The 15,635-nt window shown below is 73.3% G+C and carries 19 protein-coding genes; 8 read left to right on the top strand and 11 right to left on the bottom strand.

Translation table 11 applies throughout. The features are described 5' to 3' along the window. Positions 1-66: 66 nt before the first annotated feature. Positions 67-558 (top strand): inorganic diphosphatase, encoded by a 492-nt coding sequence (locus ACIQVD_RS04175; RefSeq protein WP_030458155.1) that lies wholly within the window; start codon positions 67-69, stop codon positions 556-558. Between the two features lie 192 nt (positions 559-750). Here ACIQVD_RS04175 and ACIQVD_RS04170 read toward each other — a convergent pair whose 3' ends face one another. The 3 genes from ACIQVD_RS04170 to ACIQVD_RS04160 all read right to left on the bottom strand — a co-directional run bounded on the left by ACIQVD_RS04170 (position 751) and on the right by ACIQVD_RS04160 (position 2,654). Continuing rightward, positions 751-972 (bottom strand): dodecin, encoded by a 222-nt coding sequence (locus ACIQVD_RS04170; RefSeq protein WP_402285916.1) that lies wholly within the window; start codon positions 970-972, stop codon positions 751-753. A gap of 152 nt (positions 973-1,124) precedes the next feature. Beyond that, positions 1,125-2,075 (bottom strand): asparaginase, encoded by a 951-nt coding sequence (locus ACIQVD_RS04165; RefSeq protein ID WP_400682544.1) that lies wholly within the window; start codon positions 2,073-2,075, stop codon positions 1,125-1,127. A 60-nt stretch (positions 2,076-2,135) separates the two neighbouring features. Next, complete coding sequence (locus tag ACIQVD_RS04160; RefSeq protein WP_282202210.1) at positions 2,136-2,654, bottom strand: ABC transporter substrate-binding protein; 519 nt, start codon at positions 2,652-2,654, stop codon at positions 2,136-2,138. Between the two features lie 347 nt (positions 2,655-3,001). Between ACIQVD_RS04160 and dtd the strand changes: the two genes are divergently transcribed. Continuing rightward, positions 3,002-3,433, top strand: a complete 432-nt coding sequence (dtd, locus tag ACIQVD_RS04155) for a D-aminoacyl-tRNA deacylase (RefSeq protein WP_402285912.1) — start codon at positions 3,002-3,004, stop codon at positions 3,431-3,433. A gap of 138 nt (positions 3,434-3,571) precedes the next feature. Here the strand turns inward: dtd and ACIQVD_RS04150 are convergent, their stop codons facing one another. The 3 genes from ACIQVD_RS04150 to ACIQVD_RS04140 form a co-directional block, all read right to left on the bottom strand. Further along, complete coding sequence (locus tag ACIQVD_RS04150) at positions 3,572-4,528, bottom strand: glycine cleavage T C-terminal barrel domain-containing protein (protein ID WP_100836842.1); 957 nt, start codon at positions 4,526-4,528, stop codon at positions 3,572-3,574. Between the two features lie 80 nt (positions 4,529-4,608). Continuing rightward, positions 4,609-5,055, bottom strand: coding sequence for a Fur family transcriptional regulator (locus tag ACIQVD_RS04145; RefSeq protein ID WP_100836843.1), 447 nt, complete (start codon positions 5,053-5,055; stop codon positions 4,609-4,611). An 85-nt stretch (positions 5,056-5,140) separates the two neighbouring features. After that, positions 5,141-5,743 carry an FABP family protein gene (locus ACIQVD_RS04140; protein ID WP_400682553.1) on the bottom strand — a complete coding sequence of 201 codons (603 nt, stop codon included), beginning with the start codon at positions 5,741-5,743 and terminating at the stop codon, positions 5,141-5,143. A 242-nt stretch (positions 5,744-5,985) separates the two neighbouring features. On the opposite strand from ACIQVD_RS04140, the gene ACIQVD_RS04135 reads away from it, so the two are divergent. Continuing rightward, entirely contained in the window at positions 5,986-6,348 is a 363-nt protein-coding gene (locus ACIQVD_RS04135; RefSeq protein ID WP_100836845.1) for a DsrE family protein, read from the top strand. Here the strand turns inward: ACIQVD_RS04135 and ACIQVD_RS04130 are convergent. From ACIQVD_RS04130 to ACIQVD_RS04110, 5 genes are all read right to left on the bottom strand, one after another. Next, entirely contained in the window at positions 6,342-6,623 is a 282-nt protein-coding gene (locus ACIQVD_RS04130; protein WP_111554824.1) for a DUF3099 domain-containing protein, read from the bottom strand. The two genes, ACIQVD_RS04135 and ACIQVD_RS04130, sit on opposite strands and share 7 nt — an antisense overlap. A 77-nt stretch (positions 6,624-6,700) precedes the next feature. After that, entirely contained in the window at positions 6,701-6,991 is a 291-nt protein-coding gene (locus ACIQVD_RS04125) for a DUF1416 domain-containing protein (RefSeq protein ID WP_014137449.1), read from the bottom strand. Positions 6,992-7,030: 39 nt separating this feature from the next. Beyond that, positions 7,031-7,864, bottom strand: coding sequence for a sulfurtransferase (locus tag ACIQVD_RS04120; RefSeq protein ID WP_100836847.1), 834 nt, complete (start codon positions 7,862-7,864; stop codon positions 7,031-7,033). A gap of 514 nt (positions 7,865-8,378) precedes the next feature. Next, complete coding sequence (locus tag ACIQVD_RS04115; RefSeq protein ID WP_400682558.1) at positions 8,379-9,050, bottom strand: DUF2993 domain-containing protein; 672 nt, start codon at positions 9,048-9,050, stop codon at positions 8,379-8,381. Positions 9,051-9,173: 123 nt separating this feature from the next. Further along, entirely contained in the window at positions 9,174-9,419 is a 246-nt protein-coding gene (locus ACIQVD_RS04110; RefSeq protein ID WP_100838544.1) for a MoaD/ThiS family protein, read from the bottom strand. A gap of 679 nt (positions 9,420-10,098) precedes the next feature. Here ACIQVD_RS04110 and ACIQVD_RS04105 point away from each other — a divergent pair. The 5 genes from ACIQVD_RS04105 to ACIQVD_RS04085 all read left to right on the top strand — a co-directional run bounded on the left by ACIQVD_RS04105 (position 10,099) and on the right by ACIQVD_RS04085 (position 15,614). Then, a complete protein-coding gene (locus tag ACIQVD_RS04105; protein WP_100836849.1) occupies positions 10,099-10,830 on the top strand; it encodes a response regulator transcription factor in 732 nt (243 codons plus the stop codon). 126 nt (positions 10,831-10,956) lie between these two features. Continuing rightward, positions 10,957-12,009: a LacI family DNA-binding transcriptional regulator gene (locus ACIQVD_RS04100; protein ID WP_100836850.1), complete on the top strand. Its 1,053-nt coding sequence runs from the start codon at positions 10,957-10,959 to the stop codon at positions 12,007-12,009. An 89-nt stretch (positions 12,010-12,098) separates the two neighbouring features. Next, positions 12,099-13,289: a S1C family serine protease gene (locus tag ACIQVD_RS04095; protein WP_402285906.1), complete on the top strand. Its 1,191-nt coding sequence runs from the start codon at positions 12,099-12,101 to the stop codon at positions 13,287-13,289. Positions 13,290-13,404: 115 nt separating this feature from the next. Continuing rightward, on the top strand, positions 13,405-14,178 hold the full coding sequence (locus tag ACIQVD_RS04090) for a response regulator transcription factor (protein ID WP_400682566.1): 774 nt from the start codon (positions 13,405-13,407) through the stop codon (positions 14,176-14,178). 59 nt (positions 14,179-14,237) lie between these two features. Beyond that, positions 14,238-15,614, top strand: a complete 1,377-nt coding sequence (locus ACIQVD_RS04085; RefSeq protein WP_402285904.1) for a sensor histidine kinase — start codon at positions 14,238-14,240, stop codon at positions 15,612-15,614. The last annotated feature ends 21 nt before the right edge of the window (positions 15,615-15,635 follow it).

Here is a 15,635-nt window from a genome sequence, read left to right as displayed (position 1 = left end):
CTTTCCCGAGCACACCCCGCCGTAGGAGACACTTGATTCTGTCAGTCCCAACCCTTGGAGGAACCGTTGGAGTTCGACGTCCTGATCGAGATCCCGAAGGGCTCGCGCAACAAGTACGAGGTCGACCATGAGACCGGTCGGCTCCGTCTGGACCGCATGCTCTTCACCTCGACCCGCTACCCGGCCGACTACGGCTACGTCGAGGGCACCCTCGCGGACGACGGCGACCCGCTGGACGCGCTGGTCATCCTGGAGGAGCCGACCTTCCCGGGCTGCCTGATCAAGTGCCGCGCCATCGGCATGTTCCACATGACCGACGAGGCCGGCGGCGACGACAAGCTGCTGTGCGTCCCGGCGACCGACCCGCGCTGGTCGCACCTCCAGGACCTCCAGGACGTGTCGGAGTTCGACCGCCTGGAGATCCAGCACTTCTTCGAGGTCTACAAGGACCTGGAGCCGGGCAAGTCCGTCCAGGGCGCCGACTGGGTCGGCCGCGCCGAGGCCGAGGCCGAGATCACGGCCTCGATCAAGCGCCTGGAGGAGCAGGGCGGCCACTGAGCCGTGACACCCCTCGGGGTGGCCCGCACCGCACGCGCAGGGGCGGGAGTCCGGAGTTTCCGGGCTCCCGCCCCTGCTGCTTCCCGGTGGCGCTTCCGGTGCGTACCCGCTGCGTGCCCGGTGCGTGCCCGGTGCGTGCCCGGTGCCTTCCCGGTGCCTTCCCGGTGCCTTCCCGCTGCGCCCGGACGGTCCTCAGGCGCCGTCGTTGTCGTCGAGCCGGAAGCCGACCTTGAGGCCGACCTGGTAGTGCTCGACCTCGCCGTCCTTGAGGTGGCCGCGGACCTGGACCACCTCGAACCAGTCCAGGTTGCGCAGCGTCCGGTTCGCCCGGGTGAGGCCGTTGCGGATCGCGGCGTCCACGCCCTCGTGCGAGGACCCGACGATCTCGGTGACCCGGTAGGTGTGGTCGGTCATGGCGGTCTCTCCCTGTGCGGCGACGGGTGGCTCCCCCGCCGTCCACCGTGCACCGAAGCGCCGCCCCGGGCATCCCGGCTTCCGCCGACGGGGCGTCGGCCGCGGCGTCGGCGGGGTCTCGACCGGGGCTCGACCGGGGCGCCGACGGGCTCTCAGAACGCCGCGCGGACCTCGCCGACCACGTTCCCGCCGCCGTGCAGCGGGGCGGCGGCGATCCGGTCCAGCACCGGGTCCTGGACGCCCAGTCGGCGCAGCGCGGCGGCCAGCACCGGGCCGCGGGCGCGCTCCGCGCCGTCCTCGATCTTGAAGGCGAGGGCCCGGCCGTCGGCCAGCGCCACCACCTGGACGGCCTCGGCGCCCATCTTGGACAGCGCCCCGGGCACCGCCCGCATCAGCCAGGTGTCGGCCCGGCGGGTGCCCGCCACGTACTCGGGGTGGGCGCGCATCGCGTCGGCGACCCGGCGCCGCTCGGTGCCGGGGTCGGCCAGCAGCAGGGCGCGGTAGCCGCGGGCCAGGCCGGTGAGCGAGACGGCCAGCAGCGGGGCGCCGCAGCCGTCGGTGCCCAGGTGGGCGGCCGGTTCGCCGGTGGCCTGCTCCAGGGCGGTGCGGGCCAGCACCTGGATCGGGTGGGACGGGTCGAGGTAGGTCGCCAGGTCCCAGCCGTTGGCGGCGGAGGCGGCCAGCCAGGCGGCGTGCTTGCCGGAGCAGTCCATCAGGATCGGGGCGCGCTCCCCGCCGGAGCGCAGCAGCTCCTCGGCCTCCACCGGGTCCAGCGGGAGGTCGGCGGGCAGCCGCAGGGCGGACTCGGTGAGGCCGGCGTCGGCCAGCACCCTGCGGACGGCGGCGCGGTGGAAGGGCTCGGCGGAGTGGCTGGAGGCGGCCAGCGCGAGCTGTTCGCCGCGCAGGTCGAGGCCGGCCCGGAGGGTGGCCACCGCCTGGAAGGGCTTGGCGGTGGAGCGCGGGTAGACCGGCAGCTCGGGGGTGCCGAGCGCGTACTCGACGGCGCCGTCGGCGTCGAGCAGGACCAGCGAACCGCGGTGGCGGCCCTCGGTGAAGCCGGAGCGTATGACCTCGGCGAGGGCGGGCGGGGCGGGCTGCGACACGGGTGGTTCTCCAGGGCGGGTGCGGTGAGGGTGGGTGGACCCCGGCCGCGTCCGCCCCGCTCAGCGCTCGCTGAGCAGGTCGTCGACCCGGGCCTCCCCCTCACGGTACCTGCGGGTGATCTCCGCCCCGCAGTCGTCCGCGGTGCGCTGGAGCGCGTGGCGGCGGCCGGAGACCTCGCGCTGGTGCACGTCGAGCCGCTCGATCGCGGCCAGCAGGTCGGCGGTGGCGTGCGCGGACAGGTCGGCCAGCTGGACGTCGCCCATCAGGGCGTCCGCCTCCCGCCGGTAGCGCTCGCCGCGCGGCGGGCCGAGGGTGAGGTGCCGGGCCGGGCGGCGGGTCGCGGACGGGGCGTCGGCGAGGATGGCCGGCAGCCGGTCCAGCAGCGCGCACTGGGCCTCGCTCGCGCCCGTCAGCGGGATCTCCCGGCGCTGGAGTTCGGCCCGCAGGATGTCCATCCGGCCGTGCAGCAGGCGGCGCAGGTAGGACAGGTCGGCCTCCTGCTCCAGCGCGTCCCGGCGGAGCACCCGCAGTTCCTCCAGGGCCAGGCCGGCCAGCCCGTCGACCGCGCTCACGTCCATCAATCCGACCACCTGCCGTAGTACCAGTGCCCGCCGGTAGCACGGGCCGCCCGACCTCCAGGGTTCCCCCCGGCGGGCGCTGCCACTCGTGCGGGTGACGCGGTTCGCCGGGACGGCGGACGCCCCGGCGGGGCCCGGGTGGCCCCGGACCGTCGCACAGCGTGCCACCCCGGGCCCCGGCGCCGCACGCCCGAGTACCCGAACGGCCCCCTGGCGAACACCCCTGGCTAGTACGAAGAACCCGCGCCACCGGCTCACCTGCACGAATCGGGGCGCACCATGCGCGACCCCGGCGCGCAACCGGAGGCCGTGCGCCCCCTGGGTGGGCGCACCGGCACAATGGCGGCATGCGAGCAGTGGTGCAGCGGGTCGCCCGGGCGGCCGTGACGGTGGACGGCGAGACGGTCGGCGCGATCGAGGGGCCGGGCCTGTGCGTCCTGGTCGGCGTCACCCACGAGGACACCCCCGGGCAGGCCGCCCAACTGGCCCGCAAGCTCTGGACGCTGCGGCTGTTCCCGGGCAGCCCCGAGCGGTCCTGTTCGGAGCTGGGCGCCTCGCTGCTGGTGATCAGCCAGTTCACCCTCTACGGCGACGCCCGCAAGGGCCGCCGCCCCACCTGGAACGCCGCCGCGCCCGGCCCGGTCGCCGAACCGCTGGTGGACGCCGTGGTGGCCGAACTGCGCACGCTGGGCGCCGAGGTGGCGACCGGGCGGTTCGGCGCCGACATGCAGGTGTCGCTGGTGAACGACGGGCCGTTCACCGTCCTGCTGGAGGTCTGATCCCCTCGCGGGAGTGAGGTCCCGTCGCAGTAGTGAGAGGTTATCGCGGAAGTGAGGGCCTCTTCCGAGAGTGAGAGGCCATCGAGCAAGTGAGGCCCTCTCACGTCGGCGAGAGGGCCTCACGGAGGCGAAGACCCCTCAGGCCGGGACGATCACGTCCTGGGTGCCCGGGACGCCGTCGGCCAGCAGCACGGCGTCCACCGGGGTGTTGCGCTTGACCAGGGCCAGTGCGATCGGGCCCAGCTCGTGGTGCCGGGCCGAGGAGGTGACGAAGCCGACCGGCCGCTCCTGGCCCTGGACCCGGACCTCGGTGCCGTGCGCGGGCAGCTTCTCCTCGGTGCCGTCCAGGTGCAGGAACACCAGCCGGCGCGGCGGCCGGCCCAGGTTGTGCACCCGGGCGACCGTCTCCTGGCCCCGGTAGCAGCCCTTCTGCAGGTGCACGGCGCTGTCCAGCCAGTCCACCTCGTGCGGGATGGTCCGGTGGTCGGTCTCGAAGCCGAGCCGCGGCCGGTGCCCCTCGACCCGCAGCGCCTCGTACGCCCAGACGCCCGCCGCCGGACCGAACTCCTCGGCTGCCGCGGCCAGTTCGGCCCGCGGCAGGAACACGTCGCGGCCCCACGGCAGTTCGCGCACCGCGGCGGCCCGCTCGACCGGGGCGGTGGAGCCGGCCGGCAGGAAGACCACCGCGTACCGCTCGGTGGCGTCGGCGACCTCGACCCGGTTCCAGAACTTCATCGACTCCAGGTACTTCACCAGCGCGGGCGCGCCGCCGGGCTCCACGTGGATCCAGGTGGTCTCCCCGTCGTCGACCAGGTAGAGCGCGTGCTCCACGTGTCCGTTCGGGGAGAGCACCAGCGCCTCGGTGGCCCGCTGCGGCGGCAGTTCGCTGACGTGCTGGGTGAGCAGCAGGTGCAGCCAGCTCAGCCGGTCCGGGCCGGTCACGGTGATCACGCCGCGGTGCGACAGGTCGGTGAAGCCGCGCCCGGCGGCCAGCGCGCGCTGCTCGCGGAACAGGTCGCCGTAGTGGGCGGCGACCCCTTCGTCGGGACCTTCGGCCGGGACGGCGCCGGGCAGGGCAAGCAGCGGGCTCTTCATACCCGCCAGCCTAGACCGACCGGCGCAGGAGGACGGCGTCGCGGGCCGATGGCTCTCGCCCCCCGCGTGCCCGGTCGGCCCTACGGCTGCCCGTCCTCCAGCTTGGCGGTGCAGTCCGCGCAGCGGCCGAAGATGGCGAAGTGCTTGAGGTCGGTGTCGAAGCCGTGCTCGGTGCGCAGGCTGTCGATCAGCGGGGCGGCGATCTCGGTGTCGGTCTCGGTGACCCGGTCGCAGTCCCGGCAGACCAGGTGCAGGTGAGTGTGCCGGCCGGCCAGGTGGTAGGTGGGGGCGCCGTGGCCGAGGTGCGCGTGCGAGACCAGGCCGAGCTCCTCGAGCAGCTCCAGCGTCCGGTAGACGGTGGAGATGTTGACGCCGCTGGCGGTCTTGCGGACCTGGCCCAGGATCTCGTCCGGGGTGGCGTGGTCGAGCAGGTCGACGGCCTCCAGCACCAGCTGGCGCTGCGGCGTCAGCCGGTAGCCGCGCTCGCGCAGGTCGGACTTCCAGTCGGTGCTCTCGCTGTTCGCCACGTGTGTCCCTGCCCGGTGAGAGGTCGTATGACAAGTGTAGGGACCGGCCGCCGGGCCGGTCCCCACTCCGTGCGTGGACGGTGGATCAGCGGAAGAACGCGATCCCGTCGTCCGGCAGGTCGTTGATGTCGTGGATCAGCTGCGCCGGGTTGAGCACCTTCTTCAGCTGCGCGGACATGTACGGCCGCAGCGGCACCTCGGGGGCGGCCTTCTCGCCGACCCAGAGCAGCTCGTCCTTGACCAGGCCGTAGAGCCGCTTGCCGCCGCTGTACGGGGCCGCGTCCTCGATCCGGGCGACCGCGTCGGTGGCCAGGTCGATCTGCGGCTTGCCGTCGTGCAGCTTGCCGTACCAGATCTCCACGGTGCCGTCGTCGCGGACCGAGGAGACCTCGATCTCGCGCTCACCGCTGGTGCCGTGCTGGTTACTGGTCACCCGCCAGAAGGAGTGCTCGGTCTCCAGCGGGCGGACCTTCTCCCCCTGCTCGTCCAGCACCCAGGTGCGGGAGCGGAACTCCAGGAAGGGACGGCCGTCGTGCCGGAAGACGATCTCCTGGCCGAAGTTGCACTTCTCGCTGCCGGGGCCCTCTTGACCGGGAAGGGGGGCGTGGACGCCCGCGCCCTCCCAGGTGCCGAGGAGGAAGGCGAGCGGGACGACGTCGCGGTGGAGGTCGGAAGGAATCTCGATCATGGTCCTGGCTGGTGTCGTCGGACGGTTACCGGGTCAACCGTACGGCAGTCGTCAGCGCTGGCCCTGGTAGAGCTTCATGACGGAGAAGATGGCGAACCAGGTGATCAGCACGGCCATCAGAGCCAGCAGGCTGTCGAAGAAGATCTCAAGACCGGACACGGTGCGCTCCCAGGGGCGGGTTCGACGGGCTGTGGTACGGCGCGAGTCTATCCGGCGCCCCCCGCGCCCGTAGTCTCTGGGGCATGTCGAAGAAGCTGGTCATCAAGGTCACCGCCGGGGCGGACGCCCCCGAACGCTGCTCGCAGGCCTTCACGGTCGCCTCGGTCGCCGTCGCCAGCGGCGTGCCGGTCTCGCTCTGGCTGACCGGCGAGTCCGCCTGGTTCGCCCTGCCCGGGAGGGCCGCCGAATTCGAGCTGCCGCACTCCGCGCCGCTGCCGGACCTGCTGGAGGCCGTCCTGGCGGCCGGGAGCGTCACCCTGTGCACCCAGTGCGCGGCGCGCCGGGACATCGCGCAGGCCGACGTGATCGAGGGCGTGCGGATCGCCGGTGCGCAGGTGTTCCTGTCCGAGGTGATGGCGGACGACGCCCGGGCGCTGGTCTACTGACGCTCCTCCGGGGGCTCGCGGTCCGGCGCGTCCCGGTCGTGGCCGCGCCGCTCCCAGCGCGGGTCGTCCCAGCGCGGGTCGTTCCACCAGTCGTCGTCGCGGTCGCGCCGGTTGGCGAGGACGGCGGCCACCGGCGGGATCACCATGGCGACCGCGCACATGCCGATGGCGGCGCCGACCGACCAGAAGCGCACCACGCCCCAGGCGAGGACGAACAGCGTCAGGCAGACGCCCATCATCACGAAGTAGCGCACGTGCCGTCGATGTGCCTGCACCCCTCCAGGGTAGGCCGCGGGGCCCCGGCCGTTGAAGACGGCCGGGGCCCCGCGGTGCACTGCCTGGTGCGGTCGTCTCAGACCGCGATCGCGACCTCGGTGAACTCGCCCTGGGTGGCGACCACCTGGCGGTCCACGGTGGCGCCGGGCACCAGGGCCCGCAGCGTCCACTTGCCCGGGCGGGCGAAGAACCGGAACTGCCCGGTCGCCGAGGTCGGGACCTCGGCCGTGAACTCGCCGTTCTCGTCGAGCAGCCGCACGTAGCCGTTGACCGGCTCGTCGTTGCGGGTCACGGAACCCTGGATGATCGTCTCGTTGGCCACGTCAACTCCTGCCAGGTCCGGGCCGCCGGCCTTCGCACCGCACATGTCTGTCTCCCTCGTCCTTGCCGTCGTGCGAGCCGGAGCTCAGTTGCCGAGCTCGATCGGCACGCCGACCAGGCTGCCGTACTCGGTCCACGAACCGTCGTAGTTCTTGACGTTCTCCTGGCCGAGCAGCTCGTGCAGCACGAACCAGGTGAGCGCGGAGCGCTCGCCGATCCGGCAGTACGCGATGGTGTCGGTGGCCAGGTCGACGCCCTCGGCCTCGTAGAGCGCCTTGAGCTCGTCGTCGCTCTTGAAGGTGCCGTCGTCGTTGGCGTTCTTCGCCCACGGGATGTTCTTGGCGGACGGGACGTGGCCCGGGCGCTGCGACTGCTCCTGCGGGAGGTGGGCCGGGGCGAGCAGCTTGCCGGAGAACTCGTCGGGCGAGCGGACGTCGACCAGGTTCAGGCTGCCGATCGCGTTGACCACGTCGTCGCGGAAGGCGCGGATCGAGGAGTCGGCCGGCTGCGCGGTGTACTGGGTGGCGGCCCGCTCGGGCTGCTCGACGACCAGCTCGCGGGAGTCGAGCTCCCACTTCTTGCGGCCGCCGTCCAGCAGGCGGACGTCGCCGTGGCCGTACAGCTTGAAGTACCAGTAGGCGTAGGACGCGAACCAGTTGTTGTTGCCGCCGTAGAGGACCACGGTGTCGTCGTTGGCGATGCCCTTGGCGGACAGCAGCGCCTCGAAGCCGGCCTGGTCGATGAAGTCGCGGCGGACCGGGTCCTGGAGGTCCTTCTTCCAGTCGATCCGGACCGCGTTGCGGATGTGGTTCTTGTCGTAGGCGGCCGTGTCTTCGTCGACCTCGACGATGACGACCTTCGGGTCGTCCAGGTGGGCCTGGACCCAGTCGGCGTCGACCAGGACGTCGCTGCGGCTCATGTGGGTTCTCCATCCGGGGGCGGTTGGCGGAAGGCTGCGGGAGTGCTCCGGACCGTGCGCGTCCGCACATCTGTCCGCATGCTGGGACGGAGGTGGGTGCGGCTTCGGCCGGGGTGGAACGACGGGGTTCTCGCCGCTCCGGACGCACCGGTGCCCGTGGCTACCGGTTCGCGGCGTCGGAGCGGGGCGGACGTGCCGGGAGTACGGGGCGCGACCGCCGGGTCAGCGCATTCGACACAGGCAGCTCGACACGCGGCAGTGGTCTACCGCCCGCCGCTTCGTGAGGTCCGCCTGTCGCTTCATGACCACGATGCTAGGGACTCGGAGGGGGCGCTGTCATCATTGTGTCGAATGCTGAGACCGGAACATCCGCATGGTGGGATTTACCGATTTCCGTCCTCAGCCGAAGCGGCCCGGGCCCGGTGCGGGGACCGGGCGGACGGGTGATTCGGGACGTTCCGGCAGCCGGCCTGGACAGCCCGTCTCGCCCAGCGGACGCCAGGCCCTGTCCGGCCTAGTGGCCGAGCGTGGTGCCGGGGGCGAGGGTGAAGCGCAGCCGGACGCCGTCCTGCTCCGGGGTGGCCTCGGCCAGGGCGAGGCCGGTCGGCAGGCCGGTCAGGGCGAACCGCTGGGGCTTCAGCAGGTCGCCGGCCAGGCCGTTCAACTTGGAGGCCGCGCCGGTGAGTTGGAGGTTGTCCACGATCACCTGGTTGCCCTCGCTGCGCAGTCGGCCCTCGATCGAGCCGCCCGGCACCTCGGCCTTCACCTTGCCCGGGCCCGCGTACGCCAGGGTGAGCCGGCCGCCGCCCACCATGAACTTCGACAGGTCCTGGTAGCCGATCACGCCCCGGCCGTCGCCGCGCCCGACGGTGACGCCCCGGTAGGAGTCGGTGAACTTCACGTCGGACAGGTCGGCCCGGAAGGCGTGCACGGTCACCGTCTCGCGGCCGTCGGTCACGGTCATCCCGTCCGAGCTCATCGTGACCTTGTCCAGCTCCCCGGCCAGCGCGCTGGTCAGGAACGGGAAGTCGTCGATGCTGACGTCCGGCTTGGTGGTCATCCAGCCCGAGGAGACGACCGCGTCCGCCGCCTGGTCCTCCGCGACCCCGACGGCTATCCGGTCGGCGCCGACCAGCAGGCCGGCCACCACCCCCAGGCCGATCAGCAACTTCACCGAGCCGTGCATCGCACTCCCCCAGCAGACGGTCGATCCGACGTCCGTTCGGAGACGAACGGCATTCGGGCTACGGACATAGGGACGATCGCACGCGTGCCCCAGTTCCGGAACGGCAGCCGGGGAAACCGGTGATCAGCCTCCGGCGAACGGCGGCAGCACCTCGACCGTCCAGCCCGCGGACAGCGGCACCTCGGCGTGGTCCCGGCCGCCGGTCTGCTCGCCGTCCAGCAGGAACGAGCACACCCCCAGCAGCCGCAGCAGCTCCGGCCGGTCGGCGTGCGCGGCGCGCACCGCGGCCAGCGCCCCGGCCAGCGTCGCGGCCTCGACGGCCTCCTCGGCCCGGCCGGCCGCGGACTTGGCGGCGGCCCAGTAGCGCACCGTCCCGCTCACTCGTCCGGGTGAGCCGGCGGCGGCGGGTTCCCCGGCGGCGGTGCGTGCTTCGGCGGTCGCGGTCACGGCAACCCCTCTCGACGGTCCTCGCCCGGTACGGCGGCCGGCCCGGTGCCGGCCGGCCCACCCGTGGAATCGGGGTACACGTACGGTGCGGCCGGTGCGGCCCCCATCATCGCGCGCTCCCCCCACCCGGAGGCAAACCCCCCGGGGCCGCGCCGCCCCGCCGGAGCAACGCGCCTCACGGCCCGGAGCGCCGATCGCCGCCGCGCGCCCCGCTCGCGCCTCTCCCCAGGCCGCAGCCGGTCGGCTATCCTCGAACGCGATGAGGGATCCGGGCAGAGTCGCCCCCGGGTCCTTTCGTGCTTTCAGGACGCCATACGGACGTTCTTGCGAACGGTGCCCCACCCGCACCCGCCGCCGGAACACCACCGCCGCGGGCCGCACGACGAGGTGCGCACCCCGGGACGGGACCAGACCGGAGGGTACGCCGATGGACGGGGCACCAGCGGGACGCCAGGGGTTGCGGGACCTCGGGCGAGCCACCGCCGCCCCGCCCGCCGACGCCCCCGCCGACCCGGTCGGCGTTCCCCCCCACCCTGTACCGCGGCCACCGCTCTCCCAGGCGGCCGCGACCGCGACGACCCGGAAAGGGGACTAACCGGGTATGAGTTCTCTGCTCCTGCTGACGAACGCCCTGCAACCCTCCGCCGAGGTGCTGCCCGCCCTCGGGCTGCTGCTGCACAGCGTCCGGGTGGCCCCCGCCGAGGGGTCCGCCCTGGTCGACACCCCGAGCGCCGACGTGATCCTGGTCGACGGCCGGCGCGACCTGCCGCAGATCCGCAGCCTGTGCCAGCTGCTGCGCTCCACCGGCATCGGCAGCCCGCTGATCCTGGTGGTCACCGAGGGCGGCCTCGCCGCCGTCACCGCCGAGTGGGGCGTCGACGACGTGCTGCTCGACACCGCCGGACCGGCCGAGGTCGAGGCCCGGCTGCGGCTGGCCCTCGGCCGGCTGAACGCGGCCACCGACGACAGCCCGATGGAGATCCGCAACGGCGACCTCTCGGTCGACGAGGCCACCTACTCCGCCAAGCTCAAGGGCCGCGTCCTCGACCTCACCTTCAAGGAGTTCGAGCTGCTCAAGTACCTGGCCCAGCACCCCGGCCGGGTCTTCACCCGGGCCCAGCTGCTCCAGGAGGTGTGGGGCTACGACTACTTCGGCGGCACCCGCACCGTGGACGTCCACGTCCGCCGGCTGCGGGCCAAGCTCGGGGTCGAGAACGAGCAGCTGATCGGCACCGTCCGCAACGTCGGCTACCGGTTCGTGGTGCCCGAGCGGCCCGAGAAGGGGCCGGAGCGGGCCGAGCCGAACCGCACCGGCGCCACCCGCGAGCACTGACGCACGGCCGGGCGGGCCGCACCGCGGAAACACTCGCCCGGCTTTGCCCGGATCGCTCCCGAAACCGCCGTCCCACCAGGTGTCACCCCGGGCCGGACCGGCGAACCACCCGCGTAGACTCCCCCCGTGGCCAAGGTGACGCGCGACGACGTAGCCCGACTGGCTGGCACCTCGACCGCGGTCGTCAGCTATGTGATCAACAACGGTCCCCGGCCGGTCGCCCCGGCCACCAGGGAGAAGGTGCTCGCCGCGATCGAGCAGCTCGGGTACCGCCCGAACTCGGTCGCCCAGGCGATGGCCTCCCGGCGCACCAACCTGATCGGCATGGTCGTCCCCGACGCCCGGCAGCCGTTCTTCGCGGAGATGGCCCACGCCGTGGAACGCGCCGCCTCCGAGCGCGGCAAGCTGGTGCTGATCGGCAACTCCGACTACGTGGACGACCGCGAGGTGCACTACGTCCGGGCCTTCCTCGGGATGCGGGTCTCCGGCCTGATCCTGGTCAGCCAGGGCCCCTCGCAGCGCGCCGCCGAGGAGTTCGCCGCCATGGAGGGCGCCAAGGTGGTGCTGCTGCACCGCCGCCCCGAGGCGATCGACGACGTCGCCGTGGTCACCGACGACGTCGGCGGCTCCGAACTGGTCGTGCGCCACCTGCTGGAGGAGCACGGCCACCCGTACGTGGCCTGCTTCGGCGGCCCGGTCGAGTCCCCCGCCCCCGGCGACCCGGTGATCGACCACGTGGCTGGCTGGGAGCTGGCCATGACCGCGCACGGCCTGCCCACCGAGCCGTACCTGGTGGACGCCCCGTTCCACCGCTACGGCGCCTACCAGGTCGCGCTGGAGCTGCTCGGCTCCGACCGGCGCCCGCCGGCGATCTTCTGCTCCACCGACGACCAGGCGATCGGCGTGCTGCGGGCCGCCACCGAACTCGGCCTGCGCGTCCCCGAGGACCTCGCGGTGGCCGGCTTCGACGACATCCCCGAGGCCGCCTTCGCCTCCCCGCCGCTGACCACCGTCGCCTCCGACCGGGACGCGATGGCCCGGGCCGCCGTCGACCTGGTCCTCGACGACTCGCTGATGGTGCCCGGCAGCGACACCGAGCGGGTCCGCAAGTTCCCGTCGCGCCTGGTCGTGCGGCGTTCCTGCGGCTGCGCCGGCGACCGGGCCGGATCTCCCGCCTGACCAGGCTTTATGAGAAGCTGACGCGCTTCTCGGGGAACCTGTACCACCCTCTCATCCGGTCTTCATGAACCGCGCGGAACGTGGTCGTCATGAGCGACCAGCACCGCAACACCCAGGAGCCCCACCCCCAGGACGGCGGCGCGGGCTGGCTCCCGCCGCAGCCGCCCACCGTCCCCGCGCACCCGGCGTACCCGGTGCCCCCGACACCCTCGGCGTACCCCGCGCACCCGGCGGAGCAGCCGTACCCGCCCTACCAGGAGGCCGCCTACCCGGCGCTGCCGCCCGCGGCCCCCGCCGCCGAGCCCGGGGCCGCCACCGCCGACGCCGGAGCCGGTGCCGACCAGCAGCCGCCCGCCGGGCACCGCGCCCGCCGCGGCCTGCTGCGCAGCCGGCTCGCCCTGGTCACCGCCGTCGCCGCGATCGCCGCCCTGGTCGGCGGCGTCAGCGGCGGCGCCCTGGTCGGCGACCGCTCCGGCACCACCGGCGCGAGCAGCACCCTGGTGCGCCCGGTCTCCGCGAACGCCGACGGCAGCGCCAACGTCTCGGCGATCGCCGCCGCGGTCTCCCCCGCCGTCGTGCAGATCACCGTCAAGACCAGCGGCGGCACCGCCACCGGCACCGGCGTGGTGCTCACCGCCGACGGCCAGATCCTCACCAACTACCACGTCGTCTCCGGCGCGGTGAGCGGCGGCGGCCAGACCACCGTCACCTTCCAGGACGGCTCCACCGCCCCCGCCACCGTCACCGGCACCGACAAGTCCCTGGACACCGCCGTCATCACCGCCTCCGGCGTCAGCGGCCTGACCACCGCCGTCCTCGGCGACTCCGACAGCACCGCCGTCGGCGACTCGGTGGTCGCCATCGGCAACCCCGAGGGGCTGACCGGCACCGTCACCTCGGGCATCATCTCCGCCAAGGACCGGCAGGTCTCCGTCCAGGTCGACGAGAGCACCACCAGCAACAACGGCGGCTTCGGCTTCCCCGACCTGCCCGGCCGGCGCGGCTCCTCCGGCTCCGGAAGCTCCTCCGGTTCCTCCGGCTCCTCCGCCGACACCGCCACCTACCAGGCCCTGCAGACCGACGCCGCGCTCAACCCCGGCAACTCCGGCGGCCCGCTGATCAACACCGCCGGCCAGGTCATCGGCCTCAACTCGGCGATGTACTCCGGCAGCGGCTCCAGCTCCAGCTCCGACGCCGGCAGCGTCGGGCTCGGCTTCGCCATCCCGATCAACAGCGTCAAGCAGGTGCTGTCCCAGATGCAGGCCGGCAAGACGGTCTGACCGCCTCCGCCGACCGCACCCCGCCGACCGACCTCCGCCGGCCGTCTCCCCCGATCCGTCCCACCCGACGGACAATGGCCAGGACAGCACCGGACTCAGAAAGGGCCCCGAGCCGATGACTCCCCCCGCCGACGACCGCACCCCCGCCGAGGCCCCGGGCGGCGGCGCCCGCGTCCTCGTGGTCGACGACGAACCCGCGCTGCGCGACGCGCTGGAATCCAGCCTCGCCTTCGAGGGCTACCAGGTCGCCACCGCCACCGACGGCTACGAGGCCCTGGCCGCCGTCGAACGCGACCACCCCGACCTGGTGCTGCTGGACATCATGATGCCCCGGATGGACGGCCTCACCGCCGTCCGCCGGATGCGCTCCCGCGGCGACACCGTGCCCGTCCTGATGCTCACCGCCCGCGACGCCGTCGGCGACCGCGTCACCGGCCTCGACGTCGGCGCCGACGACTACCTCGCCAAGCCCTTCGAACTCGACGAGCTCCTCGCCCGGGTCCGCGCCCTGCTGCGCCGCAACGCGCTCGCCGCGGAGGCCGCCGCCCGCACCGCCGCCGACGAGGACGGCGGCGAGGTGCTGGCCTTCGGCGACCTGCGGATGAACACCGCCACCCGCGAGGTCACCCGGGACGGCACGCCCATTGAGCTCACCCGCACCGAGTTCATGCTGCTGGAGATGTTCCTCTCCCACCCGCGCCAGGTGCTGACCCGGGAACAGATCCTCAAGGCCGTCTGGGGCTTCGACTTCGAGCCCTCCTCCAACTCCCTCGACGTCTACGTCATGTACCTGCGCCGCAAGACCGAGCAGCACGGCATGCCCCGGATCATCCAGACCGTCCGCGGCGTCGGCTACGCCCTGCGCGCCGCGACCGGCGCCGCGGCGTGAAGCCGATCGGCCGGCTCACGGGGTGGTTCCGCGGCAAGCCGCTGCGGAGCAGGCTGGCCATGCTCACGGCCGCCGCGGTGGCGGTGGCGATCGCGGTCGCGGCGGCGGCGTGCTGGTTCCTGGTCCGCGACACGCTCTACCAGCAGGCGCGCACCAAACTGGAGGACGCTCCCAAGCCCGGTCCCGACCGCGACATCGGGCTCGCGGCGTGCGGGGACAACGCCGAGCAGGCCCTGGCCCGCGTGCCGTCCAGCAACGACAAGTTCCACCAGAACGCGTGGGACATCCAGGTGCTCGTCGAGGGCGGCAAGGTGTGCTTCCCGATCGGCTCCACCAAGGCGATCGACACCCTGCCCGCGGATTTGACGCACGGCGGCTCGCCCCGTGCCACCTACCGGGAGGGCCAGTACGCCGACGGCGAGCCGGCCATGATCCGGGTGCTGCCGGTCGCGGTGAACGGTTCGAACGCGGTCATGCTGACCGCCACCCCGCTCAGGAACGTCCAGGACTCGCTGAACTCCCTCGCCCTGCTGATGGCCGGTGTCGCCGGGCTCGGCGTGGTCGGGGCCGGGATCGCCGGCCGGGTCGTCGCCCGCTCCGCGCTCAAGCCCGTCGACCAGCTCACCGACGTGGTCGAGCACATCGCCCGGACCGAGGAGGTCGGCACCACCATCCCGGTCAACGGGAAGGACGAGATCGCCCGCCTGGCCACCTCGTTCAACTCGATGTCGACCGCGCTCGCCAACTCCCGGGAGCGGCAGACCCGGCTGATCGCCGACGCCGGGCACGAGCTGCGCACGCCGCTCACCTCGCTGCGGACCAACGTCGACCTGCTGATCCGGTCGGACGCGCAGGGGCGGGCGCTGCCCGCCGAGACCCGGGCGCGGATGCTGGGGAACATGAAGGCGCAGATGCAGGAGCTGACCGTGCTGATCGGGGACCTGCTGCAGCTGTCCCGGCCGGACACGCCGAACCCGGAGGCGGTGCGGACGGTGGTGCCGTTCCACGAGACGGTGGGGCGGGCGCTGGAGCGGGGGCGGCTGCGCGGACCGTCGCTGACCTTCGAGACGGACGTGCGGCCCTGGTACGTGCACGGGGACCCGGCGGCGCTGGAGCGGGCGGTCATCAACCTGCTGGACAACGCGGTGAAGTACTCGCCGCCCGCCGGGACGATCGAAGTGTCGTTGCGGGACGGGCGGTTGACGGTCCGGGACCACGGGCCCGGCATTCCGGCGGAGGAACTGCCGTACGTGTTCGACCGGTTCTGGCGGTCGCCGTCCTCGCGTCAGCTGCCGGGTTCGGGGCTGGGGCTGTCGATCGTGGCGCAGACCGTGCGGGACACCGGCGGGCAGGTCTCGCTGGGTCCGGCCCCGCACGGCGGGCCGGGGGCGCAGGCGGTGGTGGTGCTGCCGGGGGAGCCGACCGAGCCGCGCTGAGGACAGGCCGGGGACGCACGG

Source organism: Kitasatospora sp. NPDC090308, from assembly GCF_044769485.1.
GTDB classification, from domain to species: Bacteria; Actinomycetota; Actinomycetes; order Streptomycetales; family Streptomycetaceae; genus Kitasatospora; species Kitasatospora fiedleri.
Note: the sequence above shows the minus strand (reverse complement) of the source record. Positions and strands in the feature narration are given on the sequence as shown.

Coding starts and splice junctions, on each gene's coding strand:
- ACIQVD_RS04095 (WP_402285906.1), top strand. CDS start 12,099: ATGAGCGACCAGCACCGCAACACCCAGGAGCCCCACCCCCAGGACGGC.
- ACIQVD_RS04120 (WP_100836847.1), bottom strand. CDS start 7,864: ATGAGCCGCAGCGACGTCCTGGTCGACGCCGACTGGGTCCAGGCCCAC.
- ACIQVD_RS04105 (WP_100836849.1), top strand. CDS start 10,099: ATGAGTTCTCTGCTCCTGCTGACGAACGCCCTGCAACCCTCCGCCGAG.
- ACIQVD_RS04085 (WP_402285904.1), top strand. CDS start 14,238: ATGCTCACGGCCGCCGCGGTGGCGGTGGCGATCGCGGTCGCGGCGGCG.
- dtd (WP_402285912.1), top strand. CDS start 3,002: ATGCGAGCAGTGGTGCAGCGGGTCGCCCGGGCGGCCGTGACGGTGGAC.
- ACIQVD_RS04115 (WP_400682558.1), bottom strand. CDS start 9,050: ATGCACGGCTCGGTGAAGTTGCTGATCGGCCTGGGGGTGGTGGCCGGC.
- ACIQVD_RS04160 (WP_282202210.1), bottom strand. CDS start 2,654: ATGGACGTGAGCGCGGTCGACGGGCTGGCCGGCCTGGCCCTGGAGGAA.
- ACIQVD_RS04140 (WP_400682553.1), bottom strand. CDS start 5,743: ATGATCGAGATTCCTTCCGACCTCCACCGCGACGTCGTCCCGCTCGCC.
- ACIQVD_RS04125 (WP_014137449.1), bottom strand. CDS start 6,991: ATGTGCGGTGCGAAGGCCGGCGGCCCGGACCTGGCAGGAGTTGACGTG.
- ACIQVD_RS04090 (WP_400682566.1), top strand. CDS start 13,405: ATGACTCCCCCCGCCGACGACCGCACCCCCGCCGAGGCCCCGGGCGGC.
- ACIQVD_RS04135 (WP_100836845.1), top strand. CDS start 5,986: ATGTCGAAGAAGCTGGTCATCAAGGTCACCGCCGGGGCGGACGCCCCC.
- ACIQVD_RS04150 (WP_100836842.1), bottom strand. CDS start 4,528: ATGAAGAGCCCGCTGCTTGCCCTGCCCGGCGCCGTCCCGGCCGAAGGT.
- ACIQVD_RS04170 (WP_402285916.1), bottom strand. CDS start 972: ATGACCGACCACACCTACCGGGTCACCGAGATCGTCGGGTCCTCGCAC.